Source organism: Agrobacterium sp. YIC 4121, assembly GCF_002008205.1.
GTDB classification, from domain to species: domain Bacteria; phylum Pseudomonadota; class Alphaproteobacteria; order Rhizobiales; family Rhizobiaceae; genus Agrobacterium; species Agrobacterium leguminum.
Map to the genome: position 1 here is coordinate 92,669 of NZ_MRDI01000010.1, position 17,690 is coordinate 110,358.

14 protein-coding genes are annotated in these 17,690 nt (G+C 59.3%); 8 read left to right on the plus strand and 6 right to left on the minus strand.

Features of this window, described 5'->3' with window-relative positions:
* Positions 1-69: 69 nt before the first annotated feature.
* From BTE54_RS25085 to BTE54_RS11520, 4 genes are all read left to right on the plus strand, one after another.
* The gene (locus BTE54_RS25085; RefSeq protein WP_198939132.1) at positions 70-453 is read left to right on the plus strand and encodes a hypothetical protein; all 384 of its coding nucleotides are present in this window, start codon (positions 70-72) and stop codon (positions 451-453) included.
* Positions 450-1,235, plus strand: a complete 786-nt coding sequence (locus BTE54_RS11510; RefSeq protein ID WP_078052534.1) for an SDR family NAD(P)-dependent oxidoreductase — start codon at positions 450-452, stop codon at positions 1,233-1,235. The genes BTE54_RS25085 and BTE54_RS11510 overlap by 4 nt, the downstream gene beginning before the upstream one ends.
* A 174-nt stretch (positions 1,236-1,409) precedes the next feature.
* On the plus strand, positions 1,410-2,465 hold the full coding sequence (locus BTE54_RS11515; protein WP_198939133.1) for a murein L,D-transpeptidase family protein: 1,056 nt from the start codon (positions 1,410-1,412) through the stop codon (positions 2,463-2,465).
* A gap of 19 nt (positions 2,466-2,484) precedes the next feature.
* A complete protein-coding gene (locus BTE54_RS11520; protein WP_020811492.1) occupies positions 2,485-3,270 on the plus strand; it encodes a L,D-transpeptidase in 786 nt (261 codons plus the stop codon).
* A 94-nt stretch (positions 3,271-3,364) separates the two neighbouring features.
* On the opposite strand, the gene BTE54_RS11525 is transcribed toward BTE54_RS11520, so the two are convergent.
* Entirely contained in the window at positions 3,365-5,185 is a 1,821-nt protein-coding gene (locus tag BTE54_RS11525; protein WP_078052535.1) for a HAMP domain-containing methyl-accepting chemotaxis protein, read from the minus strand.
* A 142-nt stretch (positions 5,186-5,327) separates the two neighbouring features.
* Complete coding sequence (locus BTE54_RS11530) at positions 5,328-6,662, minus strand: aspartate aminotransferase family protein (RefSeq protein WP_078052536.1); 1,335 nt, start codon at positions 6,660-6,662, stop codon at positions 5,328-5,330.
* A 145-nt stretch (positions 6,663-6,807) separates the two neighbouring features.
* Between BTE54_RS11530 and BTE54_RS11535 the strand changes: the two genes are divergently transcribed.
* The 4 genes from BTE54_RS11535 to BTE54_RS11555 all read left to right on the plus strand — a co-directional run bounded on the left by BTE54_RS11535 (position 6,808) and on the right by BTE54_RS11555 (position 11,382).
* Positions 6,808-7,356: a cupin domain-containing protein gene (locus BTE54_RS11535; protein ID WP_003523802.1), complete on the plus strand. Its 549-nt coding sequence runs from the start codon at positions 6,808-6,810 to the stop codon at positions 7,354-7,356.
* A gap of 619 nt (positions 7,357-7,975) precedes the next feature.
* Complete coding sequence (locus BTE54_RS11545) at positions 7,976-8,656, plus strand: sugar transferase (RefSeq protein ID WP_003523803.1); 681 nt, start codon at positions 7,976-7,978, stop codon at positions 8,654-8,656.
* A 193-nt stretch (positions 8,657-8,849) separates the two neighbouring features.
* Positions 8,850-10,106, plus strand: a complete 1,257-nt coding sequence (locus tag BTE54_RS11550; protein ID WP_078052538.1) for a polysaccharide biosynthesis/export family protein — start codon at positions 8,850-8,852, stop codon at positions 10,104-10,106.
* Between the two features lie 7 nt (positions 10,107-10,113).
* Positions 10,114-11,382, plus strand: a complete 1,269-nt coding sequence (locus BTE54_RS11555; RefSeq protein ID WP_065656287.1) for an O-antigen ligase — start codon at positions 10,114-10,116, stop codon at positions 11,380-11,382.
* Here the strand turns inward: BTE54_RS11555 and BTE54_RS11560 are convergent.
* The 4 genes from BTE54_RS11560 to BTE54_RS11575 form a co-directional block, all read right to left on the minus strand.
* Entirely contained in the window at positions 11,379-11,873 is a 495-nt protein-coding gene (locus tag BTE54_RS11560; protein WP_035262271.1) for a hypothetical protein, read from the minus strand. The two genes, BTE54_RS11555 and BTE54_RS11560, sit on opposite strands and share 4 nt — an antisense overlap.
* An 86-nt stretch (positions 11,874-11,959) precedes the next feature.
* The gene (locus BTE54_RS11565; RefSeq protein ID WP_065656286.1) at positions 11,960-13,318 is read right to left on the minus strand and encodes an HlyD family type I secretion periplasmic adaptor subunit; all 1,359 of its coding nucleotides are present in this window, start codon (positions 13,316-13,318) and stop codon (positions 11,960-11,962) included.
* 8 nt (positions 13,319-13,326) lie between these two features.
* A complete protein-coding gene (locus BTE54_RS11570; RefSeq protein WP_078052539.1) occupies positions 13,327-15,531 on the minus strand; it encodes a type I secretion system permease/ATPase in 2,205 nt (734 codons plus the stop codon).
* 81 nt (positions 15,532-15,612) lie between these two features.
* Complete coding sequence (locus BTE54_RS11575) at positions 15,613-17,631, minus strand: hypothetical protein (protein ID WP_078052540.1); 2,019 nt, start codon at positions 17,629-17,631, stop codon at positions 15,613-15,615.
* Positions 17,632-17,690 lie beyond the last annotated feature (59 nt).

The window sequence follows — 17,690 nt, forward strand, 5'->3', positions numbered from 1 at the left end:
GGAATTCAGGTTCTAACCGTTTTCCAGCATCGGACTCGTACCGGTGCTTTCCAAGCCGGAGGGCATGTCATGCAACTTTCGACGACCTATGTAAAACGCAATAACGGGGTTATCTCAATCGAGTTCGTCGGCAACGACGGCGATCAGGTCTCGGTTCGCCTCGCCGACGGTCTTGAAGGGATCGACGATGCCGAGGCCATCAAGCGGGCGAGCGCGGTGATGGTGCAACTGACCGCGTTCGGAACGCGCCAGGGGGCAGATGCGCCCTCGCAATTTTCCGCTCTAGGTACGGCGCAGGATGAAGCTCCGCACGGACAGGCGAGCGCCCGCACATCGAAGGATCGCGACATTCTGGAGGAAGAGTTGGAAGAGGGGCTGGAGGACAGCTTTCCGGCGAGTGATCCCGTCTCGGCGACGGTCACGTCCATTGCTTCGCGAAAAGGAGGGCGATGACATTGGCTGCTCGCAAAGTTGCACTGGTGACCGGCGCTGGCTCCGGCATTGGGCGCGCCGCCGCCCTTCATCTGTCGGCGCAGGGTTTCGCGGTCGGTCTGTTGGGCCGCACCGAATCGGAATTGAACGATGTCGCCCGGGAGATCGGCGCCGCATCCGGTTCTTCGAAGGTGCTCGTCGCCGATGTGGCGGATGAAGCGGCCATGCGTCACGCGGTCGCAGCGCTGGTTGAGAATTTCGGCCGGCTTGATGTCGTGGTGGCCAATGCCGGCGTTAACGGCGTCTGGGCGCCCATCGATGAGCTGAAACCTTCTGAATGGGACGATACGATCCGCATCAACCTGCGCGGCACCTATCTCACCGTCCACGTCAGCGTGCCGCATCTGAAAGCGGCCGGTGGCGGGTCCATCGTCATCATTTCGTCGATCAATGGCACCCGCACCTTCACATCGCCCGGTGCTACGGCCTATTCCGTGACGAAGGCCGGGCAATTCGCCATGGCGCAACAATTGGCGCTGGAGCTGGGGCGTCACCGTATTCGCGTCAACGTGGTGTGTCCGGGCGAAATCGAAACGGCAATCGATGAAAATACCGATATACGCGGGCGGGAAAAAACGGAGGTTCCAGTTCGTTTCCCGGCTGGGGATATTCCGGTAACCGGCGGCGTGGCGGGGACGAGCGACGATGTCGCTGTGCTGATCGGTTTCCTGGCGTCGGATGCGTCCCGCCACATTACCGGCACGCCGGTATGGATCGATGGCGGCCAGGGGCTGCTGCGATAATCGCGGCTCGCACTTTCACGGCCACACCATCACGGGCTTGTGTCCTTATGATTAACGAATGGGTAACGTCTGTTCACGAGACTTTGTCCATGGGCGAGGTTGCCGTGTTGTGGCCACCTTCGATAGTTAAGCATCTGCCGGAAAGGCGGGCAAATCAGGCGGGCAGAACGATCCATGGGCATGCAGGCATTGCTGGATTTCGCGGTTGCGGGGTTGCGGCAGAAGGTAAGGGCAGGGGCAAGAATGGCCGCGATCGTTGCGATCGGTGGCGGCCTTGCCGCGTGCACTTCCATGGGGCTGGACAGCGTCAAGAAAGACCCGCCGAAACTGTCGTCCAAGATGATGGCGCAGATGTCGGCCAAGAGCATGCGCCCGGAAAGTCCGGTTCTCGTTCGCATTTTCAAGCAGGAAAGCGAGCTTGAGGTCTGGAAGGTCGACAAGACCGGAAACTACGCCTTGCTCAAGGCCTATCCCATGTGCCGCTGGTCCGGAAAGCTCGGCCCCAAGATGAAGACGGGCGACCGGCAGGCGCCGGAAGGGTTTTATCATGTCTCGGCCGGCATGTTGAACCCGAACTCACAATATTACGTCTCCTTCAATCTCGGTTATCCCAACCGGCTGGAATCGGCGCTCGGTTACACCGGTGAGGCGTTGATGGTGCATGGCGCCTGCTCCTCTTCCGGCTGCTACGCCATGACCGATCAGCAGGTCGGCGAGATCTACGCCATCGTGGCGCGTGCGCTTCAGGGCGGGCAGGACCGCTTTCAGGTACAGGCCTATCCCTTCCGCATGAGCGCCCGGAATATGGTGGCGCATCGGGACGACCCCAATATGCCGTTCTGGAAGACGCTGAAAGAAGGCTATGACTATTTCGAGGTAACGCGCCGGCAGCCCAAGGTTTCCGTCTGCGGCCGTCGTTATGTCTTCAACAGTGAATTTGCCGAAGGCGAACCTGCCGATCCGCTGGCGGCCTGCCCGCCGGCCATCAACCAGCAGGATCCGCTGGTGGCTTCGAGGCTGGCCGAAGAGCAACAAAAATTTGCCGCCGCCATGAGTGAGGGAACTTCCAGCCCGCTCAGCGCGTATGTAGACGGCGGCATGCATCCGAGCTTTCGGGCCATTTTGAAATCGAACGGCGCCAAGGCCATGGCATCGCAGGTTTCCGGCACGAAGTACCCAATCAGCCGCCCAGAGGCGGCGCTGGCAGATCCCTTTGCCGGCGCGAGATGACGTAAATGAGGTTTTTCAATTGAACGAGACGACGACGACCCGGCGGGGTTTCCTGCTTGGAGCAGGTGGACTGGCGCTTGCCGGCCTTGCGGGCTGCAACACAACTGCGCGTGAGGCCGCCCGGCCTGCAGCACCCGCGGACGACCCGATGTATGCCCTGATGTATGGTCCCAAGCCGGACGAGCAGTTCCCGCTGCCGGAAATCCCCTACAAGCGGATTCCGCGTCAGTTCCTGCGGCAGATGGTGGCGAACCCGACGGGTGAACGCCCCGGCGTTATCGTCGTCGATACCGCCAATCATTTCCTCTATCTCACCTATGAGAACAATCAGGCCATGCGTTATGGCGTCGGCCTCGGCCGCGCGGGCTTTGAATGGGCCGGTCGCGGTGTCATTCAGTACAAGCGGCAATGGCCGCGCTGGACGCCGCCCGATGAGATGATCGCGCGCCAGCCGGAACTGGAACCCTATAGCAGCCGCAACGGCGGCATGGAGCCGGGGCTCAAGAACCCGCTCGGTGCGCGCGCGCTCTATATCTTCAAGGATGGCAAGGACACGATCTACCGCCTGCATGGCTCGCCGGAATGGTGGACCATCGGCAAGTCGGTATCCTCCGGCTGCGTGCGCCTGCTCAACCAGGATATCATCGACCTTTACAACCGTGTGCCCGATGGCACGCCGATCGTGGTGACGGCGCTCGGCCCCGCACAGCAGGGCGTGCCGATCGGCCAGGAAGGTGTGCCTGTGGCGCAATATGGTAACGGCGTGATCGGCGACGGCCTCTCGCAACCGATGCAGACTTATTGATCGCTGGAGTTCCACCCACGGCGGAGGCTCGCCGTGGATGCGTGCTGGCTGATTTCCTGCATCTGGCGGAGATATCCGCGCCTCGTCGCAGACATCAAGCTACTCGGCGTGGCTGATCCTGATTGCCGGCCGTTTCCATTTCCAGGCGGAAGCGCGACACCAGGGCACGCAACTTTGCTGTTTCCGAGGCAAGCGTGGCTGACGCGGCGGTGGATTGCTCCACCATGGCCGCATTTTGCTGGGTGGCGTGATCCATGGAGTTCACCGCCGCGTTGATTTCGGACAGACCGGTCGATTGCTCGGTGGCCGATGTGGCGATGGCATTCATATGGCGGTCGATGCCGGCGATGCGTTCACTGATATCCTTCAGTGCTGTGCCGGTATCGAGAACCAGCTTTACGCCGCTCTCGACCTCCACGGACGATTGCCGGATATGGTCACGGATTTCGCTTGCGGCCTTTGCCGAGCGCTGGGCGAGATCACGCACCTCCTGTGCAACAACCGCAAAGCCCTTGCCGCTCTCGCCGGCGCGGGCAGCCTCAACCCCGGCATTCAGCGCCAGAAGATTGGTCTGGAAGGCGATTTCGTCAATGACGCCGATGATGCCGGTGATCTGCCGCGACGAGGCCTCGATACGGCGCATCGCTTCCTCGGCATGGCTTACCACCTCCACCGATTTCAGGGCGCTATGGTTGGCATCGGTGGCAGCGAGCCGCGCTTCTGCGGCCCGCTTGTTGGCATTCGAGACATTGACGGTGATTTCATCGAGCGCCGCTGCCGTCTGCTCAAGGGAGGCGGCTTGATTTTCGGTGCGGCGGGAAAGATCGCCGGCACCTGCGGCGATTTCCCGGCTGCTGCCGTCGATTGTGCCTATCCCGTCGGAAATGGCAAAAAGGGTCTCGGCCAATTGCCGGACCGAGGTGTTGAAATCATGACGCAGGGCCTCGAATTGTGGGGCGAAGGCGTCATTCAACTGGAAGGCCAGATCACCGGAGGCGAGCCGCTTGAGGCCGGCCGCAAGGCCGGAGGTTGCGATGCGCAGCCTTTCCGAAGCGTCTTCTTCCGCCTGCCGCCGCGTTGCTTCCTGATCGGCTTCCGCCTGCCTGCGGGCCGCCGCTGCCTGCTCCTCTAGTGCCCGGTTGGCGATGGCGGCCTGTCGGAAAATCTCGACAGCGCTGGACATGGAGCCGATCTCGTCCTTGCGGTCCGTGCCTGAGGGCGGTTGAGACGTATCGCCGCCCGCCAGCGTCTCCATATTTTTCGACAATTGCAGGATGGGACGGATAATCGATTTGCGGGTGAGCAGAAAAAGCCCGGTGGAGAAAAGCGCCGCCAGAACCAGAAGTCCCTGTAAGGCGAGGTTGATTGCCGCCTTGGTCTTTTCACTTTCGGCCGATGCAGTGTCGGAAAGCGCCTGAATCTGGTCGCCAGCCGCTTCCATCGCTTTTTCAAGCGCGGAGAATTGCTGCATGAATTCCGGCATCAGCTTGATGGCCTCTTCGGGGCTGGATTCGGCAAGTCCGACCACCGCGTTGGCGGCATCAATATAGGCGAGAAGCGGCTTTTCGACCCCGTCTATGACGGCTTTGACATTCGTGTCTGATGACAGTGACTTGTTTGCCTCGATCACTTCGCGAAAACTGGCTTCGTGTTCGGCAAGATCGGCCTTAACGGCCTTGAGGTCGAGGTCCATTCTGGCATCGGCGGAAAGAATGGCGGCAAGCACGTCTGACCGCAGCGCGTCATGCATCATGTCCGCCTGCATGTGGTTGCGAAGCACGTCCGCCGAAAGCGCCACATATTCGCTGTTACGGTTCAACGTCTCCGCCGCCCATATGCCGACACCCGCGGCGCTGCCGGTGATGGAAAAGATTGCAATGCCTGCCAATATTATCTTTTTTTGAATCGAGGCCATATGAGCGTTCCCACGCAATTGTTATACTTTAGGAACATAATAGAACATGCTTAATAAATGTTCTATTTCCGCTGAAGGCTCGATAAATGCAAAAAAGGCTGCATTTTGTATTGCAGCCCTTTCTATATTAGAATTTGTACTTTTATTGCGCGCGTTTCAGGGCGTCGCCGAGGATCGAAACAATATCGTCGAAATGGGATTTTTCGGCGATCAGCGGCGGCGAAAGGGCGATGATGTCGCCGGTGACGCGAATGAGCAGGCCGCGCTCGAAGCAATCCACGAAGACATCATAGGCGCGTGCGCCGGTAGCACCGTCGCGCGATTGCAGCTCGATGCCGGCGATGAAGCCGATGGTGCGGATGTCGATGACATTCGGCAGGCCCTTCAGGGAATGGATGGCGTCGTGCCAGACATCCTGCAATTCGGCCGCGCGGGTGAAAAGGCCCTCATCGCGATAGATGTCGAGCGTCGCGATGCCAGCGGCGCAGGCGACGGGGTGGCCGGAATAGGTATAGCCGTGGAACAGCTCGATCTGGTTTTCCGGCCCATGCATCAGCGCATCGTGCACCTTGCGGCTGGTGAAGACCGCGCCCATCGGGATCGCGCCGTTGGTCAGCCCCTTGGCGGTGGTGACGATATCTGGCGTAACGCCAAAATATTTGGTGGCGAAGGTGGAGCCCATGCGGCCGAAACCGGTGATGACCTCATCGAAGATCAAGAGGATGCCGTGCTTGTCGCAGATGGCGCGCAGCCGCTCCAGATAACCCTTCGGCGGCACCAGCACGCCGGTGGAGCCGGCGACCGGCTCGACGATGCAGGCGGCGATGGTTTCCGCGCCATGCAGGGCGACCAGACGTTCCAGATCGTCCGCAAGCTCGGCGCCGTGCTCGGGCTGGCCCTTCACGAAGCTGTTCTTCGCAGGATCATGGGTATGACGCAGGTGGTCTGCGGGAATTTGCGGGAAAACACGACGGTTGTTGACGAGGCCGCCCACGGAGATGCCGCCGAAACCGACGCCATGATAACCGCGCTCACGACCGATCAACCGGCTGCGGGTGCCTTGGCCGATGGCGCGCTGATAGGCAATGGCGATCTTCAGCGCCGTATCGACCGATTCCGATCCGGAGCCCGTATAGAAGACACGGTCCAGTTTCGCACCTTCCGGGCCGGGCGCAATCTCCGCCAGCCGCTCGGCGAATTCAAAGGCAACCGGGTGGCCCATCTGGAAGGAGGGCGCGTAATCCATTGTCGAAAGCTGGTGCTTGACGGCAGACGCGATCTGCTGGCGGCCGTGGCCGGCATTGACGCACCAAAGGCCAGCCGTGCCGTCGAGAACCTGGCGACCGTCATTGCTGGTGTAATACATGCCTTCGGCGCTCGTCAGCAGGCGGGGATTGGCCTTGAACTGCCGGTTGGCGGTAAACGGCATCCAGTAGCTGTCAAGCGAGGTGGAATTGGATCGGCTCGGGTTGTCCATGGTGGTCTCCTGTTCGTTGCCGGTGATTGAATGCTATTTTCGCGACTGAACAAGCCCTTTTCTCTCTGTGGCCAAGCCATTGAAAATGCTATAGGCCTGAACTCGGGTTTTCGATATTTCGAACAAGGGCAACGGGGGCTCAGGCATGTCGGTGGATATAGGCGGGCGTTTGCGCCATTTGCGGCTGCGCCACAATATTTCCCAGCGAGAACTGGCAAGGCGTGCCGGTGTCACCAATTCGACGATTTCTCTGATCGAATCCAATACCTCGAACCCTTCCGTCGGCGCGCTGAAACGCATTCTCGACGGCATACCGATCGGCCTTGCTGAGTTTTTCGCTTTCGAGCCGGAGACGAGCCGCAAGGCTTTTTACCGGGCGGATGAGCTGGTTGAAATCGGCAAGGGGCCGATATCCTTCCGGCAGGTGGGCGAGAATGTCTTCGGCCGCAGCCTGCAAATCCTCAAGGAATGTTACCAGCCGGGCGCCGATACCGGCAAGGTTCCGCTCGTTCACGATGGCGAGGAAGGAGGAATCATTCTCTCCGGGCGGCTGGAAGTGACGGTCGACGAGGAGAGGCGGGTGCTCGGGCCGGGCGACGCCTATTATTTCGAAAGCCGCAGGCCGCATCGTTTCCGTTGCGTCGGTCCCGTGCCGTGTGAGGTCATCAGCGCCTGCACACCGCCAACCTTCTGATTCCAGCGGTTTTTGCGCTTCGTAACGCGCATAGAACGGCCAGGTCGCGGCGATTCGGTAAAAAATGGCCGGCAGCTACGGCAATTTTGCGTGGCTGCCATGACTAGAATGCAGTTTCTTGCCACTCTTTTGCCGTGTTTGCGCCCTTTTAGCAATTTTTCCATCGCTTTTTCTTGGCGGCTTGGCAATGTCCGGCAAAAAAATCCTTACCGATATGTCAAATTTTATATGCATTGCCACAATCTTGCTGCGATGCAAAAAATTTTTATAGTCTGTTACGGACGCGGCTGTTCTTAACGTTCCTGTCTCATCTCGCCAAGTCATAAGAAACACATAAGAAAAGACTGTCGCCGGCACAAAACCCAATACATGCCGGGCCGGTACCCATGCTCTCAACACATGGCCGCCGGCACATTTGTTGCTTTTTTATGCAACCGTTAATATTGCCCGGACGTTGATCGGCCGCTCGCGCAAGAAATCGCATAGACGGTTATGGCCAATGTGCCTTACAAAAAATCCATTAGCATCAAATTCCGAACACAGACTTGTTATCTCTTTTAGACGGAAAGACGCGCCTCCGGGCACCGACCAATCGCAAAACATAAATGGAGTTCTCTCTATGAAGTCCGCGACCCAATCGGCTGAACAGACACTCAGCAGCTCCGAAGACTTCGATGTCAGTTTCCCTATCGGGGGCATCGCAAAGCGCAGCTTCGATATGACATCGGCTGCGCTTGCGCTGCTCATCTTCAGCCCGATATTCCTGTTGATCGCCGCGCTGGTGAAATTGTCCGATCCCGGCCCGATCTTTTATGGCCACCGGCGTGTGGGACATAATGGCCGCTATTTCCATTGCCTGAAATTCAGGACGATGGCGATGAACGGCGATGAAATTCTGCGGCAGTATCTTGCCGCCAATCCGGAAGCCGCCGAGGAATGGCGCGCTACCCGCAAGCTCAAGAACGACCCGCGTGTTACGGCTGTCGGCGCCGTGCTGCGCAAGCTCTCGCTCGACGAACTGCCGCAGCTCCTCAACATTATTCGCGGTGAAATGAGCGTGGTTGGTCCACGCCCGGTCGTGGATGAGGAACTGAGCTATTATGAAAGCGCTGCCGCTTATTATCTCAGCACCCGTCCTGGCCTGACCGGCCTGTGGCAGATCAGCGGTCGCAACGACGTATCCTACAAGACCCGCGTCGCGTTCGACACGCACTATGTGCAGAACTGGTCGATGCGGCAGGATGTCTTCATCATCGTCAAGACCATTCCCGCCGTGTGCCTTTCACGCGGAAGCTACTGAAAACCGATATTGAGTTCGGCTTTATCGATCTTCGTTTCGACACGCACCCCGACCGGGATCCCAAGTCCGGTCTTTGGGTGCGTCATTGGTGCTAATCATACCGGCCGTTTTCGCGGCACTGTGCAGCCGGCCCTGCCCAGTTGCGCGACGGCCGGATCGCCCGTGTGGCGATCCGCTAACAGGGAGTTTCCCGATGAACGGCTTGTCTGCCGCCCGCCGCCCGTTTGTGGCCTTCGTATTTGCCGCTTCCGTCGCCCTTACCGCGCCGCTCTCCGCCATGGCTGCGGATGGCGCTCAATATAAGCTCGGTACCGCTGACAAGCTGCGTATCCGTGTTGCCGAATGGCAGCCGGCGGATGGCAGCATCCGCAACTGGGATGTGATCAACGGCGATTATTCCGTCGGTCCGTCTGGGGCGCTGTCGCTGCCTTTCATCGGTCAGCTGGATGTTGCGGGCAAGACCCCATCGGAGGTCAGCGAAGAGATTGGAGCCCAGCTTCAGAGCAAGTTCGCCCTTCGCAACCTGCCTTCGGCCTCCGTCGAGATCGCACAGTTCCGACCGATCTTCTTGAGCGGCGACGTGCAGACGCCGGGCGAATATCCCTATGCCGCCAATCTCACCGTGCTGAAGGCCGTCAGCCTTGCCGGCGGCCTGCGGCGCTCGGATGCCGGGCAGCGTTTTGCCCGCGACTTCATCAATGCCCGCGGTGACGCCGCCGTCTATGACAACCAGCGCGCAAGGCTGCTCGCCCGTCAGGCGCGGCTGGTCGCCGAGGTCAAGGGTGACGCGACCATCGCCAAGACGCCTGAAATGGAAAAGATCGGCGAGATCGACGTGCTGCTGGCCAGCGAAAGCGCGCTGATGAAATCGCGCACCGAACGTTACACCCTGCAGCTCAAGGCGCTGACGGACCTGCATGCCCTTCTGCAGAGCGAAGTCGAATCCCTGAAGAAGAAATCAGAGACGCAGAATCGTCAGCTCCAGCTTGCCAACGAGGACCGCGACCGGGTCAACCGGCTGAACGAGCAAGGGCTCGCGTTGTCGCAGCGGCGTATTTCCGCAGAAGAACGCGCGGCCGAAGTGGAATCCAACCTGCTCGATATCGATACGCAGTCGCTGCGCGCCAAACAGGATATCAACAAGGCGACGCAGGACGAGATCAACCTGCGTAACGATTGGGTGGCGCAGCGCTCCAAGGAATTGCAGGACACGGAAGCGGAACTGGACAAGCTCAATCTGCAACTGACCACCAGCCGCGAATTGATGTCGGAAGCGCTGGCGCAATCGGCCGAGGCGATCCGTTTCGATCCCTCGGGCAAATCAGCGACAATCAGCTATGTCGTGGTGCGTGAGGAAAACGGCAAGCCGAAGGAGCTGAAGGTGGATGAAAACGCCATGCTCCAGCCCGGCGATGTCATCAAGGTCTCGTCTGAAATCCTGATGCAGTGAGGTTTCAATGCGGATCGCCAAATCGGCGCTGATCGATCCCGAACGCAATGAGATTTATGGAATGGCAGCGGTTGCGCTGTCATTCTTCGTCTTCGCTTACTCGTCGCGTTTCGGGCAAATCTCGGTTCTGGCCTATTATGGCATGTGGCTGCCGCTGGTGGTGGTCGATTATCGGCGCGTGCTCGGCAATTATCCGCGCTATCTCTGGATATTCGCCTTCGGCATCTTGACGGTTCTGTCCAGCTTCTGGTCGGAAGCGGCGTCGGTGACCATGCGCGCTTCCATCCAGTATATGACACATATCGTCTGCGCGCTGATCGCCATGCGGGTGATCTCCATCCGGACGCTGACGCGCGGTGCGCTGATCGGCATCGCCGTCGTTCTGCTCTATTCGTTGCTGTTCGGCATTTATCTCTTCGATGCGCTGGATGGCACCTATAGTTTCGTCGGCGCTTTCTCTTCCAAGAACCAGCTCGGTTTTTATGCCTCGCTCGGCGTCATTTTTGCCGCCGCATCGGTACTGGTGCTCAAGCAAAGGGGCATCTGGTTGCCGATTGCCGGCGTCACCGGGCTCCTGTCGGCCTATAGCCTCCTTGCGTCCCAATCGGCCACATCCACGATTACCACGGCGGCGGTGGTCGCGCTCATCATCGGCTTCATTCCCATCGGCATGCTTTCGCCGGCGAACCGAAAGATGACGTTTTTTGTGCTCGGTGGTCTCGGCGCATTGCTGGCTGTCGCATCCCTGCAATTCGGCCTGCTGGACGCAATTCTCGGCATTTTCGGCAAGGATTCGACGCTGACCGGCCGAACTTACCTCTGGCAGCAGGGCATCGAGGCGGCGAAACAGACGCCGATCCTCGGCGTCGGTTATCAGGGGTTCTGGGTCGCGGGTTTTCCCGATGCCGAACGTCTGTGGAACGATTTCTTCATTACCGGCCGCAGCGGCTTCCATTTCCATAATACCTATATCGAAACCGTGGTGGAAAACGGCTTCGTTGGCATGCTGCTGCTTGGCATGGTGCTTTACGGAACGTTGCTCGGGCATCTGCGCTCGGTGCTGATGCGCAAGAGCGATCCGCAGGGCGTCATCCTGTTTGCGATCTGCGCCCTATTTGTCGTGCGTTCCTTCGTGGAGATCGACATCATCTTCCCCTACCAGATCGGCTCGTTCCTGCTTTATTTCGCAGCCGGTAAACTGTGCCTCCCGGCAAGGGCTGCGGAAGGGAGCGAGCCTCACCCGGCAATCGGCATGCGGTTACAAACGAGAGCCTAGAGATAATCCGCCGAGACATGCGGACTGGCATGGATGAAACTCCACATGTCCTTGCTGACCTCGACGATGTCGGCTATCGATTTTTCGAGCTGTCCGATTTCCTTCTCGTCCATGCGCTCCACCTTGCCGTAGCGCACCTGGCTGTCATCCTCCACCAGCCGCATGAGCTGCGTGCTGGCGATTTCGCCTTTTTCGTCGAATGAATAGATGCAGTGATTGTATTTGTTGCGCGTCTTCGCTTCCTTCTTCAGCCGCGCCATGATGGAGAGGATGGTCTTGCGGTCCTTCGCATCGGTGGAGGGAAGCTTCGCCAGACGCTCGATCAGATCCATGCGCGCCCGCGTGGTGTTGAGAGTCAGGAAGACGACGATGGCCGCTTCCTTTTCCACTTTCAGGAGATGGACGATCAGATAGATCATCAGGCTTTCCGTGTTGGTCCACACGTAATTCAGCCTGCCGACCAGCAGCAATACATCCGACATCGCCGCCATGCCGCTTCTCCCCCCCCCGACGAAACATATTTGGATATTATATGCCGACCGCTGCGGAAAAGACAGTGTAGGTTACTGATATTTCTTCATCTTTCCTTGAAGGCACGGGACATGCTGTCGGAGATGGGCTTGGTCAGATATTCGAAGAAAGTGCGCTCCGAAGTCTGGATCAGCACGTCGGCCGGCATGCCGGGCACGGGGTGGAAATTGTGAACCTTGGCGATTTCCTCGTCGGGTATCTGCACCCGCACGATGTAGACGTCCTTGACCTGAAGGCCGGCATTTTCCTCGATGCTGTCGGCTGAAACGTAAAAGACCTTGCCGTTCAGAACCGGTGTGGTGCGGCGGTTGAGCGCCGAAAGGCGGATCGCGGCCGTCTGCCCCTCATGCAGTTGGTCGATGGAGGTTCGCAGCACCTGCGCCTCCAGAATAAGGGGCACATGAGCGGGCAGGATTTCCATGATCGGCTTGCCGGTGGTGATGACGCCGCCTGGTGTATGATAATAGGCGCGCACCACGGTTCCGTTGACGGGAGAGCGGATGACGGTGCGTTCCAGCACTTCGGCGGCGCCGCGCACCTGTTCGCGCACGCTGTCCAGATCGGACTCGGCGGTTTCCAGCGCATCGAGCGCGGCCTGCTTGTTGGCGTTGACGGCAATGACCGCTTCCTGCCGGAACTTGGCGATTTCCGCCTCGCTCTGGTTCATTTCGCCGCTCAGCCGTGCGATATCGCCCATGGCGTCGGCGATGGCGCGCTCCAGCGCCAGCATGTCGGTCTTGCGGATGACGCCGTCCTTGGCGAGCCGCTCCTTGGAGTCGCGCTCCTGTGTCAAAAGCGCCAATTGCCGGTCGAAGGACTGTTTTTGGCCGTCATAGCCCGCATAGCGGAACTCAAGAGACCGGATATTCTTGTCGATCAGGTTCATCTGTTCCTCAAGCTTGATGAGCTTGCTGTGGAACACGATGTTCTGGCTCTGGATGATGGAATTGATATCCGGATCGCCGGCTTCCTTCATGACGATATCCGGCACCTTGAAGCTTTTTGCGCCCTGCGCCTCGGCGCGCAGGCGCACCACGATGGTTTCGAGGCGAAGCCGCCGCAACTGCAACATGCGCTCGTTGGCAAGCGCCGTCGTCTTGTCCAGCGTCAGAAGAACGTCGCCTTCCTTGACCGTGTCGCCTTCGCTGACCATCATTTCCTTGATGATGCCGCCTTCCAGATGCTGGACCACCTTGTTGTTGCCGGTGGCGACGAAACTGCCCTGGGCGATGATGGCGGAGGAGAGCGGTGCGGTGCCGGCCCAGAATCCGAAACCGCCGAAGGAGGCGAGCAGCACGGCAAGACCGATCGAGCTGTGCAGGCGGATCGAGCGCGGCACCTCGGTGTACCATTCGAGCTGGCCTTGGGGTTTGACTTCGGCAATGGCGTTTTTCTTTTTGAACATGACGGTTCTCAACCCTCGATCTGCGGGGACTGGTTGGCCTGGCGGCCATTGCCGGAAAGCGCCTTCAGCACGTCCATCCTTTCGCCGAACATGGCGACCGATCCGTCCTTCAGCACCATGATCTTGTCGACGCATTGAAGCAGCGCCGGCCGCTGGGTGATGGTGACGGTGGTGATGCCCTGTCTTTTGGCATGCAGCAGCGCCTTGGCCAGCGCCTGTTCGCCCTGCGTATCCAGATTGGAGTTCGGCTCATCCAGCACCACGAATTTCGGATCGCCGAAAAAGGCGCGGGCAAGCGCGATGCGCTGTTTCTGGCCGCCGGAAAGCGGTGCGCCATCGGCGGCAACCACGGTTTCATAGCCCTGCGGGAAACCGGCGATCAGCTCGTGCACATCGGCCAGCACTGCCGCCTCATAAATCTGCCGGTCCTCGATATCGTCGCGCATGCGGCAGATATTGGCTTTGATGGTGCCGGGGAAAAGCTGCACGTCCTGTGGCAGATAACCGATACTTTCACCGAATTGTCGCTGGTCCCAGTTGCGCAGATCCATTAGATCGAGGCGCACATTGCCTGACGTGGGCAGGATGGAGCCGACCAGCATCTTGCCGAGCGTTGTCTTGCCGGAGCCGGAATTGCCGATGATGGCGAGCGACTCTCCCTTTTTCAGCGAAAAGGAAATGCCGTTCAAAATCACCTTCTTCTGCGGCGGCGGCACGAAGAGGATGCGCTCCACATCAAGACGCCCTTCCGGATTGGGAAGGCGCAGGCGGGGGAAGTTCAGCGGCGAATTGATGAGAAGCTGCTTGATGCGGCCATAGGAAGCGGCAGATTTGTTGAACTGGTGCCAGCCTTCTATCGCGCCTTCGATGGGCGCCAGCGCCCGGCCGGAAATGATGGAGGCTGCAATCACCATGCCGCCGGTGAGTTCGCCGGATAGCGACAGATGCGCGCCCCAGCCGAGCAGCGCCACCTGGGTAATCATGCGCGCCGCCTTGGAAACGCCGGAGAACATGATGTTGCGATCCTGCGCCGCCACATGCGATTTCAGGGAGCCTGCGGTTTCGCGGCCCCACATCTTCACCGCTTCGGGGATCATGGCGAGCGCATTGATGATCTGCGAATTGCGCGACATGGAATCGAGGTGGAAGTTGGCGCGGCTCAAATAACCGGAAGCCTCGGAGAACTGTCTTGCGGTGAAGCGCTGGTTCAGCCAGGCGATGCCGAACAGCACCGCGCAGCAGACCATGATGATGATGCCGAGATGTGGATGGACGAGATAGACCACCACGATGAAGAGCGGCATCAGCGGCGCATCGAGAAAGGCGATGAGCGTGCCGGAGGTGATGAAGGAGCGCAATTGCTGCAGATCCTGCAAGGTCTGGTAGTCCTTGCCGCTGCCATGCAGGGAAGCGCGGGCGGCGGCGGACAGGATCGGCGCGCCAAGCTGCACCTCGAGTTCGACGGCGGTGCGCATCAGGATGAAGCGGCGGATGGCGTCCATGAAGGCCTGCAGTAGAACCGCGCCAAGGACGGCGACCGTCAGCATCACCAGCGTATCCATCGAGCGGCTGGTCAGCACCCGGTCGGAAATCTGGAACAGATAAAGCGGGATGGCGAGCAGCAGGACATTGATGGCGACCGTGAACAGCATCACCACCACCATGTTACGCCGCACGGCGGCGATGCCCTTGGCAAGGCTTGCGGCGAAATTGATCGGCTCGCTGCGTTTGTGAAAACCGCTGTGGCTTCCACCGCCGCCGCCACCACCGCCGCCGCCACCATTGTCCGTCGGCTCCTTGCCGCCGCCGCCCGTCACCGGCCGGCGTTCGTTTTCACGGATCGGTCCGTCATTATTGTCGATGGTCTTGACGAAAGGCAGGTCGGCATTGTCGATCTTGGCCTGCGGTTCCGGCGGGGAGGCGGGTTGCCGGTCCCGTTGCGGTGCCGGCCTTTCTGCGGGAACATCCCGCAACTGTTCCGCCTGCTCCGTTTTTGCATGCGGTTGGGAGAGAACTTGTGGGGAGGCGGTCTGTGCAGGGGTGGAAACTTCTTTTGCCGTATGTTCCGCGCCGGATAATTGGCGCAGGTTTTCGACGGCTTCATTGATTGCTGAAATACAGGCGTCCGTCAGTTTGCTGTCTTCCGCGTCCTGATCCAGCGGCAAGTCCAGCGAGCGTCCGTCGGCAATGGTTTTTCTAGAAATATGATCCATTTTATATCTGTCCCCTCGGTGATCTCACGGTGTTTGCGGTTCGGCCGTGACGGGGCGCGGTTATCGCCCCGCCAGCCAAATCTACGCGGTCACCGCCTGCATGACGTCGGCCGAATGCCCGTTCGACCATGACAGGTCGTGACCGGCATTGATGACGCCATTGGATTCGTTTTCGATGGTGGCGGGATCGTCGTGAAGAAAGGCGATGACCTCGTTCGCGAGTTGGCCTTGCTGGGGTTGCGACGTGTCGTTTTCGATGATGCCGCCCTGTATCAGTATGGCATCGGAATAAACGCCGCCGGCGACATAGGTGGTGGAGCCGAAGCTGTCGTAGTCGACGATCTGCGCCAGATTGACCACGGCGTTGCTGCCGGTATCGATATGAATGGTGGCGCCCTCGTTATTTTCGAGAACCTTGGCGGCGGCCTGCGTCACATCGTCGGAATCGCCGAGCACGCTTACCTGTTTGATGATGCTGACATCGTAGAGATTGCCGGTGATATAGAGGACGTTCAGACCCTCATAGCCGGCGAAATTGACGTCATGGGCAAGCGCATCCGGCATGTTGGGATCGCGCTCGTTGATGGCATTCACCGTCTGGTTCATATAGTCCGGCATGGTTTCGAAACGGTCGTTGCTGCCGACATTGTGAATGGCGGCGTCGTTCCAAAGCAGGTTGTTGCCGGACTGGATGGTGGCGCCTTCCGGCGCATCGGGATTGGCGCGTGCCCAGTCATTGTCGTAGAGCACGGCGATCTGGCTGATGATGTTCATGTCCAGCACATTGCCGCCGACGATGATCAGGTCGTATTGCATGCCGATGCCGAGGAAATTCGCAATGTTGAGCGCGGCGTTGCCGCCTGTCAGCAGGCTGACGGTTGCGCCCGAGGTCGTTATCGTCATCGTGTCGTTGTCGCTGACGAACTGGTATTGCTCGATCCAGTGGACGAAGGAAACGTCGCCTTCCAGCACGCTGACGCGCCAGGCGGTGGGAAATATCGGCGGTTCGCCGTTTTCCTGGCTGCTGTTTTCCGTGTTTTCCGCGCCCGGATAGACGCTGCGCTCGAAGCTGGCGATATTGAAGGCTACCGTCGCCGCCTGATCTTCCGACCGTGTGAAAACGGAGTCGATCTCGTCCCGGTCGCTATAGATATAGGCTTGGGTGATCGCGTCGATCTGGTGATAGTCACCCATGACGGCGGTTACCGACGTCATGACGCCGGTATTGACCAGCGTGGCGATGTTGGCGACCACATTGGCGCCTGCGGCGACATCGAGGCTGTTGCCGGCAGGGCTGTCCTCATGCAGCGAAACATCGCTCTTTTCCGGCTCTTCCGCCGGCTTGGCGATGCCGCGATCGGGCATGTAGTCGTCGAGCATTGGCTTTTCGCTGGCTATCGAGCCATTAATGTAAAGCCCGTCGATGTCATTGCCGGCCAAAACGAAATCCTGATCCGCACCGGTGCCGAGCGACGTCACGTCGTTTTCGCGGGCATGGTCGATATAGTCGTGCGCGGATTTGGCGAGCGCCTGCAGGGCGTCGTAGCTGTCGGTCCGCTGGAAATTGGAAAAAGGTGTGAAGACGGACGCTTCATTGTAGAACTCGACGGTGCGCTCTGTGGCGAAGCTGGTGTCGCGCCACACAAAAGGGCCGTCCGTCATGTTCAGATAGTCGTCGTCCTGAAGAATATTGACCTGCGCCACATGCGCGATGACCGAACCGGGACCGGTGTGAACCACCAGTTCATATTCCTCCTCAAAGGAAAGACGGCCGGGAAAACGGAAATTGACGCCGGAAATATCGACAGGGATGGCATCTGCGAGCCGCTGCATGTCGTGTTCGACCATTCGCGCGAAATGCGGCTGCAGATAATCGAAATCATAATAGCCGGCGCGGTAGTTGACGCCGGGATCGTAGTCCTTGAGCGCAACGTCATAGTTCTTGTCGAGCAGCCTTGCTGCTTCATCGTCCGGCAAACGGTCCGGATTGGAATGCGCCGGGCCTTCGGTATAGTTGGCTCTCAGACGCGCTTCCTCGATCACCGTGTCGAACAGGCCGATGAAATGCGCAATCATGTCCGAAATCTTGTCGATATGCATTGGAGGTCCCTCCCTGATCATCGCGGCAGAGCCTTAAGGCTGCGGATGGCACACGTCCT